The 17,107-nt window shown below is 68.3% G+C and carries 17 protein-coding genes; 10 read left to right on the forward strand and 7 right to left on the reverse strand.

Going from position 1 to position 17,107, the window contains the following annotated elements; genetic code table 11:
* Positions 1-59: 59 nt before the first annotated feature.
* Positions 60-497: an OsmC family protein gene (locus IEY31_RS06560; RefSeq protein ID WP_188970187.1), complete on the reverse strand. Its 438-nt coding sequence runs from the start codon at positions 495-497 to the stop codon at positions 60-62.
* An 82-nt stretch (positions 498-579) separates the two neighbouring features.
* Here IEY31_RS06560 and IEY31_RS06565 point away from each other — a divergent pair, with 82 nt between their 5' ends.
* A complete protein-coding gene (locus tag IEY31_RS06565; protein ID WP_188970189.1) occupies positions 580-1,419 on the forward strand; it encodes an alpha/beta hydrolase in 840 nt (279 codons plus the stop codon).
* A gap of 87 nt (positions 1,420-1,506) precedes the next feature.
* On the opposite strand, the gene IEY31_RS06570 is transcribed toward IEY31_RS06565, so the two are convergent.
* Positions 1,507-2,451, reverse strand: coding sequence for a DUF808 domain-containing protein (locus IEY31_RS06570; RefSeq protein ID WP_188970191.1), 945 nt, complete (start codon positions 2,449-2,451; stop codon positions 1,507-1,509).
* 78 nt (positions 2,452-2,529) lie between these two features.
* Here IEY31_RS06570 and IEY31_RS06575 point away from each other — a divergent pair, with 78 nt between their 5' ends.
* The 4 genes from IEY31_RS06575 to pruA all read left to right on the forward strand — a co-directional run bounded on the left by IEY31_RS06575 (position 2,530) and on the right by pruA (position 6,138).
* Positions 2,530-2,802, forward strand: a complete 273-nt coding sequence (locus tag IEY31_RS06575; protein WP_188970193.1) for a hypothetical protein — start codon at positions 2,530-2,532, stop codon at positions 2,800-2,802.
* Between the two features lie 22 nt (positions 2,803-2,824).
* Positions 2,825-3,502 carry a GntR family transcriptional regulator gene (locus IEY31_RS06580; RefSeq protein ID WP_188970195.1) on the forward strand — a complete coding sequence of 226 codons (678 nt, stop codon included), beginning with the start codon at positions 2,825-2,827 and terminating at the stop codon, positions 3,500-3,502.
* Positions 3,503-3,576: 74 nt separating this feature from the next.
* Complete coding sequence (locus IEY31_RS06585) at positions 3,577-4,509, forward strand: proline dehydrogenase family protein (protein ID WP_188970197.1); 933 nt, start codon at positions 3,577-3,579, stop codon at positions 4,507-4,509.
* Between the two features lie 57 nt (positions 4,510-4,566).
* Positions 4,567-6,138 (forward strand): L-glutamate gamma-semialdehyde dehydrogenase, encoded by a 1,572-nt coding sequence (pruA, locus tag IEY31_RS06590; RefSeq protein ID WP_188970199.1) that lies wholly within the window; start codon positions 4,567-4,569, stop codon positions 6,136-6,138.
* Positions 6,139-6,145: 7 nt separating this feature from the next.
* On the opposite strand, the gene IEY31_RS06595 is transcribed toward pruA, so the two are convergent.
* From IEY31_RS06595 to IEY31_RS06615, 5 genes are all read right to left on the reverse strand, one after another.
* Positions 6,146-7,543 (reverse strand): phytoene desaturase family protein, encoded by a 1,398-nt coding sequence (locus IEY31_RS06595; RefSeq protein WP_188970201.1) that lies wholly within the window; start codon positions 7,541-7,543, stop codon positions 6,146-6,148.
* On the reverse strand, positions 7,528-8,418 hold the full coding sequence (locus tag IEY31_RS06600) for a UbiA family prenyltransferase (RefSeq protein ID WP_188970203.1): 891 nt from the start codon (positions 8,416-8,418) through the stop codon (positions 7,528-7,530). Before IEY31_RS06600 ends, IEY31_RS06595 begins: the two co-directional genes overlap by 16 nt.
* A 142-nt stretch (positions 8,419-8,560) precedes the next feature.
* The gene (gene msrA, locus IEY31_RS06605) at positions 8,561-9,148 is read right to left on the reverse strand and encodes a peptide-methionine (S)-S-oxide reductase MsrA (protein ID WP_188970205.1); all 588 of its coding nucleotides are present in this window, start codon (positions 9,146-9,148) and stop codon (positions 8,561-8,563) included.
* Between the two features lie 106 nt (positions 9,149-9,254).
* Positions 9,255-10,007 (reverse strand): TSUP family transporter, encoded by a 753-nt coding sequence (locus IEY31_RS06610; RefSeq protein ID WP_188970207.1) that lies wholly within the window; start codon positions 10,005-10,007, stop codon positions 9,255-9,257.
* Between the two features lie 19 nt (positions 10,008-10,026).
* Entirely contained in the window at positions 10,027-10,533 is a 507-nt protein-coding gene (locus IEY31_RS06615) for a hypothetical protein (RefSeq protein WP_229723368.1), read from the reverse strand.
* Here IEY31_RS06615 and gluQRS point away from each other — a divergent pair.
* The 5 genes from gluQRS (at position 10,532) to IEY31_RS06640 (ending at position 17,078) form a co-directional block, all read left to right on the forward strand.
* Positions 10,532-11,446, forward strand: a complete 915-nt coding sequence (gene gluQRS, locus IEY31_RS06620) for a tRNA glutamyl-Q(34) synthetase GluQRS (protein WP_188970211.1) — start codon at positions 10,532-10,534, stop codon at positions 11,444-11,446. The genes IEY31_RS06615 and gluQRS overlap by 2 nt on opposite strands.
* A gap of 56 nt (positions 11,447-11,502) precedes the next feature.
* Entirely contained in the window at positions 11,503-12,765 is a 1,263-nt protein-coding gene (trpB, locus tag IEY31_RS06625; protein ID WP_188970213.1) for a tryptophan synthase subunit beta, read from the forward strand.
* Complete coding sequence (gene trpA / locus IEY31_RS06630; protein WP_188970215.1) at positions 12,762-13,577, forward strand: tryptophan synthase subunit alpha; 816 nt, start codon at positions 12,762-12,764, stop codon at positions 13,575-13,577. Before trpB ends, trpA begins: the two co-directional genes overlap by 4 nt.
* A gap of 73 nt (positions 13,578-13,650) precedes the next feature.
* Positions 13,651-15,441: a diguanylate cyclase gene (locus tag IEY31_RS06635; protein ID WP_188970217.1), complete on the forward strand. Its 1,791-nt coding sequence runs from the start codon at positions 13,651-13,653 to the stop codon at positions 15,439-15,441.
* 68 nt (positions 15,442-15,509) lie between these two features.
* Entirely contained in the window at positions 15,510-17,078 is a 1,569-nt protein-coding gene (locus tag IEY31_RS06640) for a DUF4127 family protein (protein ID WP_188970219.1), read from the forward strand.
* Positions 17,079-17,107: the final 29 nt, after the last annotated feature.

Raw genomic sequence — 17,107 nt, forward strand, 5'->3', positions numbered from 1 at the left:
TTGCAGAACATAAAAAGCGCCCCAGCCGAAGCGGGGCGCTGATGTTCGTGGTTTGTTTCTTACTCCAGCACAGCCTCGTGGGTGATTTCCACGTTGCCCTGCATGACTTTGCTCAGGGGGCATGACTGGGCGGCCTGGGCCACGTGCTTGTCGAATTCGGCCTGATCGATGTTGCCCACCTTGCCGCGCACGTTCAGGCGCATGGCGCTGACCTTGAAGCCTGCGCCGTCCTTGACCATCTCGCAGGTGGCCTCGGTCCGCACGTCCTGCGGATCATGGCCGTGCCCGGCCAGAATGGCACACAGCTGCATGGTAAAGCAGCCCGCGTGCGCGGCGGCCAGCAGCTCTTCCGGGTTGGTGCCGGTGCCGTTCTCGAAGCGCGTGCCGAACGAATACTGCGCGTCCTTGACCGTGCCGCTCTCGGTGCTGATGTTGCCCTTGCCACCCTTGAGGTCGCCCATCCACTGGGCATTCGCCTTTCTCGCAATATCTGCCATGCGCCCAGTCTGCCGTGCCCAGGTGTGTGGCCGTGATGACGCGGGTTCACGCACGCTTTATGGCGGCGCTACACTCCGGGCCATGAATTCCCAGGAATGGATGGTGCCGGGCGCGCCGGTCAGCGGGTACGTCTGGCCAGCATCAAACCCACGCGGCGCGGTGCTGCTCTCGCACGGGGTCGGCGAGTACGCCGCCCGCTACGTGGAGCACTACCACGCCCTGATTCCCACGTTGACCGGCAACGGCTTTACCGTGTACGCCTACGATCAGCGCGGCCACGGCCATTCGCAGGGGCCGCGCGCGGTGGTGGACCTGAACGTGCTGGTACAGGACCATCTCAAGGCCCGTCAGGCGCTGCGTGAGCGTTCCGGCGACGACGCCGCGCTGCCGCTGTTTGCCTTCGGCCACAGCATGGGGGGGTTGGTCACGGCAGCCAGCGCGTCGCGTGATCCGCGCGGGCTGGCTGGGGTAATTCTGTCCAGCCCGGCATTGCTGGTGGGCCAAAAGGAGCCGGCGCTGCTCCGGAGGCTGGCGCCGCTGCTGGCCAGGGTGGCCCCTGCCGCCCCGGTCAGCGATCTGGACACGGACGGTCTGTCGCGCCTGACCGGGGAAGTGGCTGCCTACAAGGCCGACGAGTTGATCTACCACGGCAAGGTGCGTGCCCTGACCGCCGCCACCATGCTGGGCCTGAGCGGGCGTTTGTGGGCCGGGTACCCCGGCTGGACGCTGCCCACGCTGGTCACTCACGGCTCGGCGGATACCATCACCAATCCGGCGGGCAGCCAGCGTTTTTTCGACACGATTGCCAGTCCAGACAAGACCCTGATCATGCAGGAAGGCGGCTACCACGAACTGCTGAACGATGAGCCGCGCGATGACATCCGGGCGGCGCTGGTGGCGTGGCTGCTGCAACGCTCCTGAGCCGCAGGGATGGGGGCGGCTTCAGACCTCGCCCCCGCTGTCTTGTCCCGCCTTGGCTGTGTTTCAGGTGCGGCGTGTGCCGTGCGCTCAGTGGCTTGCTGCTTCCTTCTTCGCGGGCCTCAGGTGCAGCGCAGCCACGATGATCCCCCCCAGCAGGAGACCCACCAGGGCAGACCCCAGCGTGTCCACCAGCCACTCCACCACGCCCTCTGCAAAGGGGATGGCGTGGCCCGCCGCCAGCGCCAGATCGTGCAGGGTGTGGGCGGGCCAGGTCAGCCCGAACTTGTCCAGACCGTCGATGATGATGTGGCCGCCCACCCACAGCATGGCCGCCGTGCCGATCACCGACAGCGCCGACATGACCATGGGCATGCCCTTGACCAGCCCGCGCCCGATGGCCTGCGCCACACCCGAACCGCTTTGGGCCAGCTTCAGGCCAAAATCGTCAGTTTTCACGATCAGGCCCACCACGCCGTAGACCAGCGCCGTGATCATCAGGGCCACCAGCACCAGAATCAGGGCACGTGAGAACAGGGGCTGCGTGGCCACCTCGGCCAGCGAGATCGCCATGATCTCCGCCGACAGGATGAAATCGGTGCGGATCGCGCCCGCGACCATCTTTTCCTCATGGGCGGTGCTGGTCAGCTTGATGACCTGCTCGGCACCGTCCTCGTGGTGGCCCCAGATCGCCTCGTAGACCTTTTCAGCCCCCTCGAAACACAGGTATGCCCCGCCCAGCATCAGCAGCGGATTGAGTGCCCACGGCAGAAACTGGCTCAGCAGCAGCGCGGCGGGCAGGATAAACACGATCTTGTTCTTCAGCGAGCCCTTGGCGATGCGCCAGATGATGGGAAGCTCGCGTTCGGGGGTAAAGCCGGTCACGTAGCGCGGCGTCACCGCCGTGTCATCCACCACGATGCCCATGGCCTTGACGCCCGCCCGGCCCGCTGCCGCACCGATGTCGTCCACTGAGGCGGCGGCCAGTTTGGCCAGGGCCGCCACGTCGTCCAGCAGGGCCACCAGGCCGCTCATGGCAGGCACCTCAGGCACGGCGCTTCGGTGGTGGCGGAAAGAAGACAGGCGCTCATCAGTTCGCCGACCTTATCAAGGATGGGGCCGCTGACGGCTGCCGGAACAACCCACGCTGTCCCCATTCCCCTTATGGAATCCTTCTGGAACAAGCTGAAACCGATGCGGGGCATCCTGGCGGCCTTCGTCCTGAGCGGCGCCAACGGCTGCATGCACATGCTGCTCTCTCAGGTCCACCCTGCTGTTTCTGTGCACGCTGGTGGGGTACGCGCGCTGGCTGCCAGCCGGACCAACATCCTCCGAGAGCATGAGAAAGAGGCCATTCCCCTGCAGCTGCCCTCATCCCGAATCTAAGAATATTGTATACAATATCCATATGACCCTTTCCGAACAGCCCACGCCTGCCGCTTTCGCGCGGCCCGTGCTGGTGCGTGATGGGGTGTACGAGCATCTGCGCCGCGCTGTGCTGGACGGCGAGATCGCTCCCGGTGGGCGCATTGGTGAGGTGGAACTGGGCGAGCGCCTGGGCGTGTCCCGCACCCCCATTCGGGAAGCGATCATGCGCCTGACCCAGGATGGCCTGCTGGTGGCCGAGGCCAACAAGGGCGTGCGTGTCCGCACCGTCACGGCCCAGGAGGCGCGGGACACCTACACCGTGCGTGAGGAACTCGACGGTCTGGCCGCCGCCCTGGCCGCCGCCGCCCACAGCCCTGCCGATGCTGCAACATTGCGGGCCGCGCTGGACGCTGTGAACGCCTCGCAGTCGCAGGATTACCGCCAGCAGACCCGTCTGGACCTCCAGTTCCACCGCGCCATTACCGTGGCCGCCCACAACGCCACACTGAGCGATCTGGCACGCGATCTGGAGCAGCGCGTGGCTTTAATCAAGCACCAGACCCGCACCTACAACGCCCACCCCGACACGGCGGCCCAGCACGCCGCGATCCTCCGTGCCGTGCTGGACCGCGACGCGGGGGCCGCCCGCGAGGCTGCCCGCCTGCATGTCCGCACCTTCGGCACGCTGGTGATGCAAGAACTGGGGGCCGGTGCCTGAGCGCCCTTTCTCTTTGTCCCTTCTTCTTTTTGTCCCTTTTCCTCTAGAACTTCAGACCTCCCAAGGAGTTTTCCATGATTGACCAGATCTACCGCAAGGCCGTCCTGACCGTTTCGGGGCAGAAGTTCGTGGAAAACATCGTCCGCAAGCAGGGCTGGGGCCTGGCGCAGCGCTTCGTGGCCGGGGAAGAGGTCGACGGCGCGATTGCCGCCGTGAAAGAGCTTCAGACCGAGGGGATCCTGGGCAACCTCGATCTGCTGGGCGAGTTCGTGGCCTCGCCGGACAAGGCCAATGAGTTTGCCGACAAGGTGTTGCACCTGCTGGACGCCGCGCACGCCGCCGGCATCATGCCCTACGCCAGCGTCAAGCTGTCCGCCGTGGGCCAGGGTCAGACGGTGGACGGCCAGGATCTGGGCCTGACCAACGCCCGCCGGATTGTGGGCAAGGCCAAAGGGTACGGCGGTTTTATCTGCCTGGACATGGAAGACCACCCGCGTGTGGACCAGACCCTGTCCCAGTTTCGCACGCTGGCGCAGGAGTTCGGGACCCAGCACGTCGGCACGGTGCTTCAGAGCTACCTGTACCGCACCGAGGCCGACCGCGCCAGCCTGGATGACCTGAAGCCCAACCTGCGCATCGTCAAGGGCGCGTACCTGGAACCCGAGAGCGTCGCCATGCCCGACAAGGCCGATGTGGACGCCAGTTACCGCAAGCTGGTCTACGCGCACATGGCCGCCGGCAACTATGTGAACGTGGCGACCCACGACGAGAGCATCATTGAGGACGTCAAGCACTATGCGCTGGCGCACGGCATCGAGAAGGACGCCTACGAATTTCAGATGCTGTACGGCGTGCGCCGTGACCTGCAGCGCGAACTGGCGGCGGCGGGCTACCGGGTCCGCGCCTACATCCCCTACGGGCGCGACTGGTACCCGTACTTCTCGCGCCGGATTGCCGAGCGTCCCGCCAATGTGATGTTCGTTCTGCGCGGCATGCTTAAGGGCTAGCTCCCGCCCGGTTGCCCGCCCACTCCACTTACTTCACACCCGATCAAGGAGACTCCCATGCTTAAGATTCAGGACTACCGCCCCCAGCCCTTCATCGACTTTACCCAGCCCGAGAATGTGCAGGCGTATCAGGCGGCCCTCAAGAAGGTGCGTGCCGAACTGCTGGGCAAGCATTACCCGCTGGTGATCAACGGCGAGCGCGTGGACACCGCTGAGAAACTGGAATCCATTAACCCCTGCGACACCTCCGAGGTGGTGGGCACCACGGCAAAGGCCACCACCGAGGACGCCGAACGCGCCCTGGACGGGGCCTGGAAGGCCTTCGAGACCTGGAAGACCTGGGACATGGACGCCCGCGCCCGCATTCTCCTGAAGGCCTCGGCCCTGCTCAAGGCCCGCCGCCTGGAAGCCTGCGCCCTGATGAGCATCGAGGTGGGCAAGAACTACGCCGAGGCCGATGTGGAAGTGGCCGAGGCCATCGACTTCCTGGAGTACTACGCCCGCAGCGCCATGAAGTACGCCGGTTTCGGCGCCCATGAAACCACTTGGTTCGAGGGCGAGGAAAACGGCCTGATGTCGCTGCCCCTCGGCGTGGGCGTCTCCATCTCGCCGTGGAACTTTCCCTGTGCCATCTTCCTGGGCATGCTGGCCGCCCCCATCGTGGCGGGCAACTGCGTGATCGCCAAGCCTGCCGAGGACGCGGGCCTGATCGCCGGTTTCATCGCCGACATCATGTACGAGGCCGGTCTGCCCGCCGGGGTGCTGCAGTTCCTGCCCGCCGTCGGCAAGGACGTGGGCGAGTACCTGACCACGCACGCCAGAACCCGCTTTATCACCTTCACCGGCAGCCGCGCCGTGGGCCTGCACATCAACGAGGTGGCCGCCAAGGTGCAGCCCGGCCAGAAGTGGATCAAGAAGGTCGTGCTGGAACTGGGCGGCAAGGACGGCATGATCGTGGACGAGACCGCCGATCTGGACGTGGCGGTCACCGCCGCCGTGCAGGGGGCCTTCGGCTTCAACGGTCAGAAGTGTAGCGCCATGAGCCGCCTGATCGTGGTGGACGCCGTGTACGACGATGTGGTGAACGGCTTCGTCGAGCGTGCGAGCAGGCTGAAGATGGGCACCGGTGAGGAGAATGCCAACGTGACCGCCGTGGTCAACCAGATGTCCTTCGACAAGGTCAAGGGCTACCTGGACCTCGCGCCGCAGGAAGGCAAGGTGCTGCTGGGCGGCGAGGCCCCCGGCGAGTGCGGCGGCAAGACGGGCCACTACGTCCAGGCCACCATCGTGGGCGACGTGAAGCGGGGCGCGCGGCTGGCGCAGGAGGAAATCTTCGGGCCGGTGGTGGCCGTGATCCGCGCGAAGAACTGGCAGGACGCCCTCGACATCGCCAACTCCACCGAGTACGGCCTGACCGGCGGCGTGTGCAGCCGGGACCGTGCGCGGCTCGAGCAGGCCCGCCAGGAGTTCGAGGTGGGCAACCTGTACTTCAACCGCAAGATCACCGGGGCCATCGTGGGCGTGCAGCCCTTCGGCGGCTACAACATGAGCGGCACCGACAGCAAGGCGGGCGGCCCGGACTACCTGGCGAACTTCATGCAGCTCAAGACCGTCACCGAGCGCTGGTAAGCCGCGATCATCCAGGCCCTCCCTTTACCGGGAGGGCTTTTTTTTGGGCCTCGGCCAGCAGCGTGTCTACCATCATTGCCCCGCCCAGAATCGCTGGAATGCCGCCGCCGGGATGCACGCCGGTGCCCACCTGCCACAGCCGGGTTGTCAGGCGGTGGGGCTGGGGGTGAAGTGGGCCACCGCGCCAGAAGGGGAGGGCTGCGCCGTAGATCGCGCCGCCGGGATGGCCGCCTGCCGCGTAGTGTGCGGGGGTCAGGGCCAGCACGTCGTCGGCAGAGGCCAGCCGCCCCGGCATCCCCAGCGTCCGTTCCACCCGTGCGACCTGGGCGCGCACCCAGGGGTGGTCCAGCCCCAGCGGGCAGGCCGTGGCGGGGGCGGTCAGCAGCACGGCCAGCTTGCGCCCATCGGCATGCACCAGGGCCAGCGTGTCGGGCGGCAGCGCCCCGGCCCGGATGGCAGCGCGAAACGTCTGAAAGTCGGATGGTGGGATGACGGAGGTGGCGGGCAGTGGCGCCGCTTCGGGCAACGCTGCGTAGATTGCCACACCGCTCACCGTGCGTTTTGATCTAAGGGAAACGATGGGCGAGCCGCGCAATGTTGCCAGTCGGTGCGGATCAAGCGCGCTGACGAGGAGATCATACTGAGCCACCTCGCCACCGTTCAGGGTCAGGGTGGCTCCCTTAAGTCCCGTCACCTCTGCGCCTTCCCGCAACTGCACGCCGCGCGCCGTAGCATATTCAATGAGTGTGTCCAGCAGGGCACCCATCCCCGCTACGGGCCGGTACACTTCCGCGCCCACCAGCGCCGGTATCAGGGCGTAGAGGGCCGGCGCATCGGCAGGGGAGAGGCCCGCGTTCAGGGCGTGCGTGCGAATGGCGTGGGCCAGCGCAGGAGGGAGCTTTTGAGCCCGAATCCAGCCCTCGGCGGTGGGATGTGGACCGACCACCCTGAACAGTGCTCGACTGGCCCGCAGAAAAACTGGATCGGTCAGACGCGGCGGCGTGGTCAGCAGCGGGACGATGTGGGGCGCGAGCGGCCCAACCTTGGCGCGATACCCCTCCCAGGCCGCGGACAGCGGGTGCCCCGGCGGCACTGGCAGTGGCACAGCTCCAAACGGGGTGTGGTGAATCCCCAGGCCGCCCGGCAGCGGCTGCAGGGCCAGCGGGTCAGCCTCGCCCAGCCGCCGCAGAAACGCCTGCCACACGCCTGGAAAGGTGAACAGGCTGGGGCCGGTGTCGAAGGCCAGTCCGCCCACCCGCTCGCGGCGCAATTTGCCGCCCGCACGGTCCCGCTCGTAGATGGTGACGCGGTGGCCTCTGCCGGCCAGCAGGGAGGCCAGAGCCAGTCCCGCCAGCCCACCGCCCAGCATGCCGATGTCCAAACCCGAGTTCAGAGGCCCGTCCATAGCCCACGGGCCAGCAGATATACCAGCCCCACCCCTGCCACCGCGCCCACAATCCACGGGGTCACGATGCTCAGCGGGTACAGGCGGGCGGCCCGCACGGGGGTGGGGTCACGCAACAGCGCCAGCGCCATGCCTCCGCAGGTCAGCCACAATGCCAGCGCCGTCAGGGCCGAGACCGGCAGCAGCAGCGCCCCGGCCACGACGAACCACGTCAGCGCGTACAGGGCCGTGCCGCGCACACCCAGCACCGTCGCCACCGTGTGCGTGCCGGCCTCGCGGTCGGCGGGGATGTCCTGTGCGGCGTCGAAGGCGTGCTTGCCCACCGAATAGGCCATCAACGCCAGCAGGGGCCACCACGGTACCGGCGTTCCCAGGGTCAGTGCGGGCAGCGCCAGCGGCAGGGCGTAGGCCACGTTGCTCAGGCCGTCCAGAAACGGGCGGCCCTTCAGGCGCAGCGGCGGCAGGCTGTAGGCCGCGAACAGAGCGGCGGACACTGCCAGCACCGCGGACGCGGCAGGCGGCAGGATGACCGCCAGCCCCAGCAGGCCGGGCAGGTTGATCGCCAGCGTCATGGTCAGCAGCGGGCCACCCTCGGCCACGGTCAGGCGTGCGCCCTGCCAGCCGCCCTTGCGCGAACTGCGGGCGTCCTCCTCGCGGTCCGACAGGTCATTCAGGCCGTAGATCAGCAGGTTGAACGGCAGGGTCAGGTACAGCAGCAGCGCCAGTACGCCGGGGTCCAGCGTGTACAGCCTCCCCGTCAGCCACACGCCCGTGACCAGCGTGCCCACCGTATTGATCCACAGCGCGGGCCGCGACACGACCAGCAGTCGGCGCAGGGGCAGGGTGAGGGGGGAAATCAGGACGCGCGTTCGCATTCGCACCCTGCATTGTAGAAGGGCCGGTATGGGGTGGATGACCCGGCCCAGGAGGGCCGCAAACAGAGAGGCCAGGGCGCACCGAATCTGCGCCCCAGCCTTCAGGCCTGCTGTTGGTCCCTCTGGACCCTGCTGCCGTCGCTCAGGCGTTCAGCTTCTCGGCGTAGTCCCGGCGCAGCTTGGCCACCTTGGGCGCAATCACGGCCGCGCAATACGGCTGGCGCGAGTTGTCGTTGTAGTAGTTCTGGTGGTAGTCCTCGGCCACATGGAACTCGGTGGCGGGCTCTACGCTGGTCACGATGGGCTGCCCAAACACGCCCTGCGCGTCCAGATCGGCCATAACCTCGCGGGTCTCGCGCTCCTGTTCAGGGGTCAGGGGAAACACGGCGCTGCGGTACTGGGTGCCCACGTCCGCGCCCTGCCGGTTCATGGAGGTGGGGTCGTGGGTGGCGAAGAACAGGCCCAGCAGGTCCTTGTAGCTCACCTGCTGCGGGTCAAAGGTCACGCGCACCGCCTCGGCGTGACCGGTTTCGCCGCTGCACACGCTGCGGTAGTCGGGATGGGGCGTGTGGCCGCCGATGTAGCCGCTCTCGATCCTGGTTACGCCGCGCACCTGCTGCATCACGGCCTCGGTGCACCAGAAGCAGCCGCCGGCCAGGATGGCCTGCTGCGGCCCGGTGGTTTCGGGAGTGGGGATTTCACTGGTGGGGGTGGAGGTGGCGTCTGTCATACCCGCATTCTGGCGCGGCGCTTCACCACGAAGCACGGCCCATGGCACGGTTGGGTGTTTAGGGAACGTTGAGGCTGGAAGAGGGAATTGACCCTGACGCCGGGGCCTACCCTGCCAGGAACAGCCGCGCCGCCACCACCAGCACGATCCCGCCGTAGATCCACTTCACGAAGGCGCTGCCGCGCAACATCGCCATGCGGGCGCCCAGGGTGGCGCCCAGGGCGTTGGCCACCCCCATCGGCAGGCCGATCCAGAACACCATCTTGCCGCCGATCAGGAAGAAGATGAAGGCGCCCAGATTGGTGGCGAAATTGATGGTCCGGGCGTTGCCGCTGGCGCCCACCAGATTGAAGCCGGCCAGCGCAAACATGAACATCAGGAAGGTGCCGGTGCCGGGGCCGAGAAAGCCGTCGTAGATCCCGATGATGAACGCGCCGGGCAGGGTCAGGGCCAGGGTGCGGGCGGTCAGACCGGGGTAGCGGTCTTCCAGGCCAAAGTTCTTGTTGACCAGCACCAATGCGCCCACGCCCAGAATCACCACGCCGATCAGGGTGCGGAAGGCGTCGGGATTGACGAATTTCACCAGATACGCGCCCAGGGCGCTGCCGATCAGCGCCAGCGGCACGAGGCGCACGATCAGCTTCAGACTCACATGCCCCTTGCGCCAGTACTGCACGGTGGCGCTGGCGGACCCGAAGATCGCCATCAGCTTGTTCGTCGCCACCACCTGCGCCGGAGACAGCCCCATGAAAAACAGCGTTGGCAAGGTGATGGTGCCGCCGCCGCCCGCCACCGCGTCGATGAATCCGGCCAGAAAGGCGAGGGGCAGGCCGTACAGGAGGACTTCGGGACCGGGCACGGCTCTGGACTGTAGCAGGTCAGGATGGGGGCTGGTCTGCCTGTGCCCCCCCCAGCAGTCGGCGGACCAGTTTGCTCACCACTTGATCGGTGTGGCGGCAGCCGTTGATTGAAACGGTCAGCACATCAAGCAGCAGACCGTCGACGGCGTAATGCAGCAGGGCCCCCTCCGGAGCGCCGCCGGGCAGGCGGGCCTGAAGGTGGAATCCCGTGTTCAGGGCGTAGTTCCTATCCAGGGTGACGCTCAGGACCTGGGCCAGTCCGGGACGGCGCGCGGCCTTCAGACGCAGCTCGAACAGGGCCGGGGTCAGCTCCGGCTGGCGGGTGGTACGGGTCACGAAGTCCTGAACGGAGGCGGTGGCCTGCTGCAGCGTGGGCGGCAGGGCGCCGACGTGCTCAGCGACATCCGGGCTGGGAGCCAGTCGCTCGAAGACGCGGCCTCGCGCGCGCCTTGGGCCGCACCGGGCGCGCGGAAAAGCCGGGGCGGGATGACCGTACTTTGCCGCCTGCGCTAGCCTCATGGTCATGACCGCCCCAGTCCGGCCCGTGGTGGGCCGCTTCGCCCCCAGCCCCACCGGGGCCATGCACCTGGGCAACGCCCGCACGGCGCTGCTGGCGTGGCTGCACACCCGCGTCCACGGGGGCCGCCACATCCTGCGCTTCGAGGATCTGGACACGGGCCGGGTGCGGGACTGGGCTTACGACGCCACCCGCCGCGATCTGGAGTGGCTGGGCCTGGACTGGGACGAGGAAACCCGGCAATCGCAGCGGCTGCCGCTGTATGCCGCCGCCCTGGACCGCCTGGACACCTATCCCTGCACCTGTACTCGCCGGGAGATTGCCGCCGCCATGCAGGACAGTGCCGGAGCGCCGCACGGGGAGGAGGCGGTGTATCCGGGGCTGTGCCGCGACGGCTGCGATGCCGACCGGCCTGCCGCCCGCCGCTGGCGCGTGCCGGACCGAACCGTCTGCATCACGGACGACCTGACCGGGGCCACCCTCTGCCAGTCTCTGCCGTCAGACGTTGGCGACTTTGTGTTGCAGCGCAACGACGGCGTGTTCGCCTACCACCTCGCGGTGGTGGTGGACGACGCCGACATGGGCGTGACCGACATCCTGCGCGGCGCGGACCTGTGGACGGCCACACCGCGTCAGGTGGCCTTGCAGGAGGCGCTCGGCTTCCCGAGGCCGCGTTACCGGCACGTCCCCTTGATGACCGGGTTCCGGGGTGAGCGTCTGGCCAAGCGGGACGGCGCTCCCCCGCTGATGGCCTTGCGGAAGGCGGGCGAAGAGCCGGGACGGGTCCTCTCCGAACTGGCAGGGAGCCTGGGTGCTTCACCCTTCGATGCCGTTCCAGACGAAGTCACGACTGCTGAACTCCTTTCGCTCTGGCAGGCGTCTGTACATTTTCACCCAGTGAAATCTCGGTCACAAACTTAGACAACCTGTCTAAGTTTCCCACCCACAGGCCACGGCCAGAATCCTACGCTGGGGCCATGACCCTCACCCTCCCCAGCTATCCGCAACCGGATGAGCGCGGCCGCTTCGGGCGCTTCGGCGGCCGCTACGTGCCCGAGACGCTGATTCCCGCGCTGGACAGCCTTGAAGCCGCCTACCGCGAGGCGAAGACCGATCCGACGTTCCTGGGCGAACTGGAGCGTCTGCTGCGCGACTTCGTGGGCCGACCCAGCGGCCTGTATCTGGCCGAGCGCCTGACCGAGCATGCGGGCGGCGCGAAGATCTACCTGAAGCGCGAGGACCAGAACTACACCGGGGCGCACAAGATCAACAACTGTCTGGCCCAGGCGCTGCTGGCCAGGCGCATGGGCAAGCGCCGGGTGATTGCCGAGACCGGGGCCGGGCAGCACGGCGTGGCCAGCGCCACCGCTGCCGCCCTGCTGGGCCTGGACTGCGTGGTGTACATGGGCGTCGAGGACATGCGCCGCCAGGAACTGAACGTGTTCCGCATGCGCCTGCTGGGCGCCGAGGTGATTCCCGTGACCAGCGGCACCAGCACCCTCAAGGACGCCACCAACGAGGCCATCCGCGACTGGGTGACCAACGTGCGCGACACCTTTTACATCCTGGGCAGCGTGGTGGGGCCGCACCCCTACCCGGCGATGGTGCGCGATTTCCAGTCGGTGATCGGCGAGGAGACCAAGTGGCAGCTCAAGGAACTGGAGGGCCGCGAGGTGCCGGACGTTATCGTCGCCTGCGTAGGCGGCGGCAGCAACGCCATCGGCATCTTCGCGCCGTACGCCTACCTGCCTGAAGCCCAGCGGCCCCGCCTGATCGGCACTGAGGCGGCGGGGGAGGGGGTGGAGACCGGCCGGCACGCCGCCTCGGTGGCCGGGGGGCGCATTGGCGTGCTGCACGGCGCGATGATGTACCTGCTGCATGACCACGAGGGACAGATCACCCCGCCGCACAGCATCAGCGCAGGGCTGGATTACCCCGGCATCGGCCCCGAACACTGCCTGTACAGCGAGACCGGCGTGGCCGAGTACGTGCCCGTGACCGACGCGCAGGCGATGGAAGGGCTGCAACTGCTGACCCGCCTGGAGGGCATCATCCCCGCCCTGGAAAGCGCGCACGCCATCTACCACGCCGTGCAACTCGCGCCCACCCTGTCGCCGGACCAGATCATTGTGGTCAACCTGTCGGGGCGCGGCGACAAGGACGTGGCCGAGGTGATGCGCCTGCTGGCGAAGGCCGAGGATGCCCCCGGAAACGTCACGGGTCCGGAGGTGCTGGCATGACCGCACCCCAGATAGCAGCTGTTCCGTCCAGGGGCGTCGCCCGCATTCGCGCCGCCTTCGAGAACGCCAGGGCCGAGGGCCGCGCCGCCTTCATTCCCTTCATGACTGCCGGGTATCCGTCCGCCGCCGCCTTTCCCGCGCTGGCCGATGACCTGCTGGCCCGCGCCGACGTGCTGGAGGTGGGGCTGCCCTACAGCGATCCGCTGGGCGACGGCCCCACCATCCAGCGGGCCAGCGAGCAGGCGCTGGCAGACGGCACCAGCACGCGGGGCACCATCGAGCTGATCCGCGAGTTACGGACCCGCCACGACACCCCCATCGTGATCATGACCTACGTCAATCCCATCTACGCCGTCGGCCCGCGCGAGTTCATGCGGCTGGCGCAGGAGGCCGGGGTGGACGGCCTGATCCTTCCTGATCTGCCGCCGGATCAGGACCTCGAAATTGCCGGTCTGGCGGCCGAGCATGGGCTGGCCGTCACCTTCCTGATCGCGCCCACCAGCACGCCGGAGCGCATCAAGTTGGTGGCCGAGGCCTGCACGGGCTTCGTGTACGCCGTCAGCGTGACCGGTGTGACCGGAGCGCGGGAAGGCACGGCGCTGGGCGAGGTTCCGGCCATGCTGGCCCTGGCCCGGCAACACACGGACGTGCCGATTGCGGTGGGCTTTGGCGTCAAGGACGCTCAGACCGCCCACGAGGTGGCGATGCTGGCCGACGGCGTGGTGGTGGGCAGCGCCTTTATCAACGCGGTGCGGGACGGGCAGGACGTGTCGGCGCTGGTGGGCCGTCTGGCCGACGGCTGCATGCGCTGAGCCTCCATAGGCGCCGCTTTTAGGCGCCCATTGTAAGAACGCTGCACGGCCGCGCTTTCTACAGTGATTCAGAATGAATCTTCGCCGCCTGCTGCTGCTGTCCCAGTTTCCCTTCTGGGCATTGCTGGTTGTCGCTTTCCTGTTCCTCTCGTCCACGTTGAACACGCGGGTCAAGACCACCGAGCGGGCGTCCCAGACCCGCGCCCAGCTGGCCGCCGTGGCCCAGGTGATGCAGCATGTGGTGGATCTGGAAACCGGCCTGCGCGGGTACGTGATCACCGGGGAGCTGGCCTTTCTGGAGCCGTACAACGCGGCCAAGGTGGCCCTGCCGCGCGAGCTGGCCGTCCTGGAACGGGACGGCAACGCCCAGGGTCTGGGCCGCATCCGCACCCTGATTGACCGCTGGCAGGCCGAGGTGGCTGCGCCCGAACTGCTGGCGCGGCAGGACAGCGCCGCCGCCGCCGCCGCGCTGGTCAAGACGGGCCGGGGCAAGAAGATTCTCGACGCCATCCGTGCCGAGGTGGCCGCCTACAGTGCTGGACAGACGCAGACGCTGCAGGCGCTGGAGACGTCGGCCCTGGCCCAGTTGCGCCAGCTGCGGCTGACCCTGTACAGCGTGGGCGGTCTGGCCCTGCTGAGCAGCCTGCTGGCCACGCTGTACAGCGCCCACAAGCTGTCCGGCAGTTTCGGTCATTTCACGGCTGCGGCCCGCCGACTGACCAGCGGGGAGAGCGGCGTGCACGTCGACCCTAGCGGCCCGGCCGAGATTCAGGTGCTGGCCGGGGCGTTCAACCACATGAGCGGGGCGCTGGCGCTGGCCCAGCAGCAGACCCAGGCCCACGCCGACACGCTGGTGGCCCGCAACGACTGGATGCACCGTCTGGGCGAATTCGGCGACTGGATGCAGGCCGCCCGCAGCCTGGAAGAGGGCGCGCGGATTTTGGAATGCGCCCTGCCGGAACTGCTGCCCGGCACGCGCGGCACGCTGCTGCAGCACAACGCCTCGCGCAACCTGCTGGTGCCGCTGGCCACCTGGGGCGGCGAAACCGGCGCGGCCACCCCGCCGGACGGCTGCTGGGCGCTGCGCCGGGGCGAGATTGTCTCGCCGGGCATGGACCGGCTGGCCCCGGCGTGCCTGGGCGGGCTGGGAGGCAGCTACATGTGTGTGCCGCTGTTCTCGCACGGCGAGACGCTGGGCATCATGCGGCTGCGCCCCGAGGTGGAAGGTGTTGAAGTGCCCGAGTCCCTGCGTGCCCTGCTGCCCGGCATCGTGCGGCAGGTGTCGCTGGCGCTGGCGGGACTGCGCCTGCAGGACCGGTTGCTGCAACAGTCCATCCGTGACCCACTGACGGGCCTGTTTAACCGCCGCCGCCTGGAAGACGACCTGGCCACGCAGACGGCCCATGCCACCGCCAGCGGTCAGCCGCTGTCCCTGATCGCGCTGGACGTGGACCACTTCAAGCGGCTGAACGACACCTTCGGTCACGACGCCGGAGACGCCGCCCTGGTACGCCTGAGTGCGGCGCTGCGGGATGTGGCCCCGCCCGGCAGCACGCCTGCCCGCCCCGGCGGCGAGGAGTTCTCGCTGCTGCTGCCCGGCCACGATCTGGCGGCAGCCACCCTGCTGGCCGAACGCCTGCGCGCCGAGATTGCCGGCTGGGCGCTGACGCACGCGGGCATCTCGCTGGGGCAGCTCACCGTGTCGCTGGGCGTGGCCGGGTACGCCCCGCCGCTGTCCACGCCCGACGCCCTGGTGCGCGCCGCCGACGAGGCCCTGTACAGCGCCAAACGCCAGGGCCGCAACCGCGTGGAGCGCGCCGAGCCGCTTCACCCGGAATCCTGGCTGGCGCTGATGCCAGGGTAGAGGGGAGAGGCGCAACATCGCCCGGCGGCGAGGCGGGTCCAGCCGCGCCGTGTACTACCCTGACGGCGATGTCGCCTCCTGCCCGCGTCCTGCTGATTCCGCCCGACACCCGCCCGCAGACGCTGAACCTGCCGGTGCAACTGGCGGCCATGACCGGGGCGGAAGTGAGTGTGCCCCCTGCCGGCGCATTGCCGGAGTTCCACACCCCTGGAAACACGGATCTGTTGAGCGACTGGTTGCTCAGCGAGTCGGGGCAGGCGGACCTCCTGATCGTTTGCCTCGAAACCCTGTGCCTGGGCGGCATGATTCCAGCCCGGCGTGTGTCGGACCCGCTGGAGACGGCGCTAGGGCGGCTGGCGGTGCTGGCCGAGGTCAAGCGGCGCGAGCCGGATCTCCAGATCTACGCCTTCGGCGTCATCGTGCGGGTGGCCCACGACAACGATCCGCACGAGGAAAAACCGTACTACGGCCAGTGGGGGCGCGAGCTGCGGGCCTACAGCACGGCCTTTGACCGCCACGCCCGGCACGGCGACGCGGAGGCCGGGGCGCTGGACGCGGCCCGCGCCGCCCTGCCCCCCGAGATTCTGGCCGACTGGCTGGGCACCCGTGAACGCAACCACGCGCTGCATCTGGCTGCGCTGGATCTGCTGGCGACGGGCGTCCTGACCCACCTGTGCCTGACGCTGGACGACACCACGCCCTACGGTCTGGCCGCCCACGACCGCCGGATGCTGGAGGCGCGGGCCGACGAACTGGGCGTCTGGCCGCACCTGGACATTTACCCCGGCGCGGATGAGGTGCCCTGCACCCTGCTGGCGCGGGCGCTGGCCCCGCAGCAGGCGCGCGTATGGGTGCGCTACAGCGGTCTGGGCGGCGCGGGTGCCGAACTGATCTACGAGGATCGGCCTGCCGGGGAACTGGTGCAGGCGCATCTGCGCGCCGCCGGCTGCGTGCTGGCCGACTCGCCTGTCGGGGCCGACTTCGTGCTGGCGGTCAACACCCCCGGCACCCGGCAGGCGAATCGGCAACCGGACTTCGCCACGGTGGACACGCCCCACCGTCATCTTCCCGCCTTCGTGGACGCGCTGCACGCCGATCTGGAGGCCGGGCGCGCGGTCTCGCTGGCCGACATCGCCTACCCCAATGGGGCCGAGCGGCGGCTGTGGACCCTGCTGCGGGGGCTGCCGCTGGCCCGGCTGGCGGGCTTCAGCGCGTGGAACACGGCGGGCAATACGCTGGGGTCGGCCATTGCCTTTGGCAAGCTTGCGCTGCTGGTGGGGAACCGGGCAGCCCACGCGGAGGCGCTGTTCGCGCGAATGGTGGACGACGTGCTGTACCAGAGCTATGTCCGTGCGGAGGTTCGGGGACGGCTGTCCAGCCCCAGTCCCTACGATCTGGGCGATCAGCGGGCAGCGGCAGAGGCCCACCTGCGGGAACTCATCACGCCCCGTATTCAAGCCCTGTGGCAGCGGCATTTTGCGGGGTCCGGGCTGCGGTTGCAGGTGGGAGGGGCAGGTCTGGCGTGGCCCCGGCTGTTCACGGGGGTGTTTCCGCTGGCTGTCCTTACGCCGGGGCAGCAGCGTTCGGCACCGGCGGACAGCCGCAAGAGTCCGCCTGAGCCTGAGCCATTTGTCTGATGCGCCGCAGACCTTGCTGTGACACGCTG

The sequence above is a fragment of the Deinococcus aerolatus genome (assembly GCF_014647055.1).
GTDB classification, from domain to species: Bacteria; Deinococcota; Deinococci; order Deinococcales; family Deinococcaceae; genus Deinococcus; species Deinococcus aerolatus.

Coding starts and splice junctions, on each gene's coding strand:
- IEY31_RS06560 (WP_188970187.1), bottom strand. CDS start 497: ATGGCAGATATTGCGAGAAAGGCGAATGCCCAGTGGATGGGCGACCTC.
- IEY31_RS06565 (WP_188970189.1), top strand. CDS start 580: ATGAATTCCCAGGAATGGATGGTGCCGGGCGCGCCGGTCAGCGGGTAC.
- IEY31_RS06570 (WP_188970191.1), bottom strand. CDS start 2,451: ATGAGCGGCCTGGTGGCCCTGCTGGACGACGTGGCGGCCCTGGCCAAA.
- IEY31_RS06575 (WP_188970193.1), top strand. CDS start 2,530: ATGGGGCCGCTGACGGCTGCCGGAACAACCCACGCTGTCCCCATTCCC.
- IEY31_RS06580 (WP_188970195.1), top strand. CDS start 2,825: ATGACCCTTTCCGAACAGCCCACGCCTGCCGCTTTCGCGCGGCCCGTG.
- IEY31_RS06585 (WP_188970197.1), top strand. CDS start 3,577: ATGATTGACCAGATCTACCGCAAGGCCGTCCTGACCGTTTCGGGGCAG.
- pruA (WP_188970199.1), top strand. CDS start 4,567: ATGCTTAAGATTCAGGACTACCGCCCCCAGCCCTTCATCGACTTTACC.
- IEY31_RS06595 (WP_188970201.1), bottom strand. CDS start 7,543: ATGGACGGGCCTCTGAACTCGGGTTTGGACATCGGCATGCTGGGCGGT.
- IEY31_RS06600 (WP_188970203.1), bottom strand. CDS start 8,418: ATGCGAACGCGCGTCCTGATTTCCCCCCTCACCCTGCCCCTGCGCCGA.
- msrA (WP_188970205.1), bottom strand. CDS start 9,148: ATGACAGACGCCACCTCCACCCCCACCAGTGAAATCCCCACTCCCGAA.
- gluQRS (WP_188970211.1), top strand. CDS start 10,532: ATGACCGCCCCAGTCCGGCCCGTGGTGGGCCGCTTCGCCCCCAGCCCC.
- IEY31_RS06615 (WP_229723368.1), bottom strand. CDS start 10,533: ATGACCATGAGGCTAGCGCAGGCGGCAAAGTACGGTCATCCCGCCCCG.
- trpB (WP_188970213.1), top strand. CDS start 11,503: ATGACCCTCACCCTCCCCAGCTATCCGCAACCGGATGAGCGCGGCCGC.
- trpA (WP_188970215.1), top strand. CDS start 12,762: ATGACCGCACCCCAGATAGCAGCTGTTCCGTCCAGGGGCGTCGCCCGC.
- IEY31_RS06635 (WP_188970217.1), top strand. CDS start 13,651: ATGAATCTTCGCCGCCTGCTGCTGCTGTCCCAGTTTCCCTTCTGGGCA.
- IEY31_RS06640 (WP_188970219.1), top strand. CDS start 15,510: ATGTCGCCTCCTGCCCGCGTCCTGCTGATTCCGCCCGACACCCGCCCG.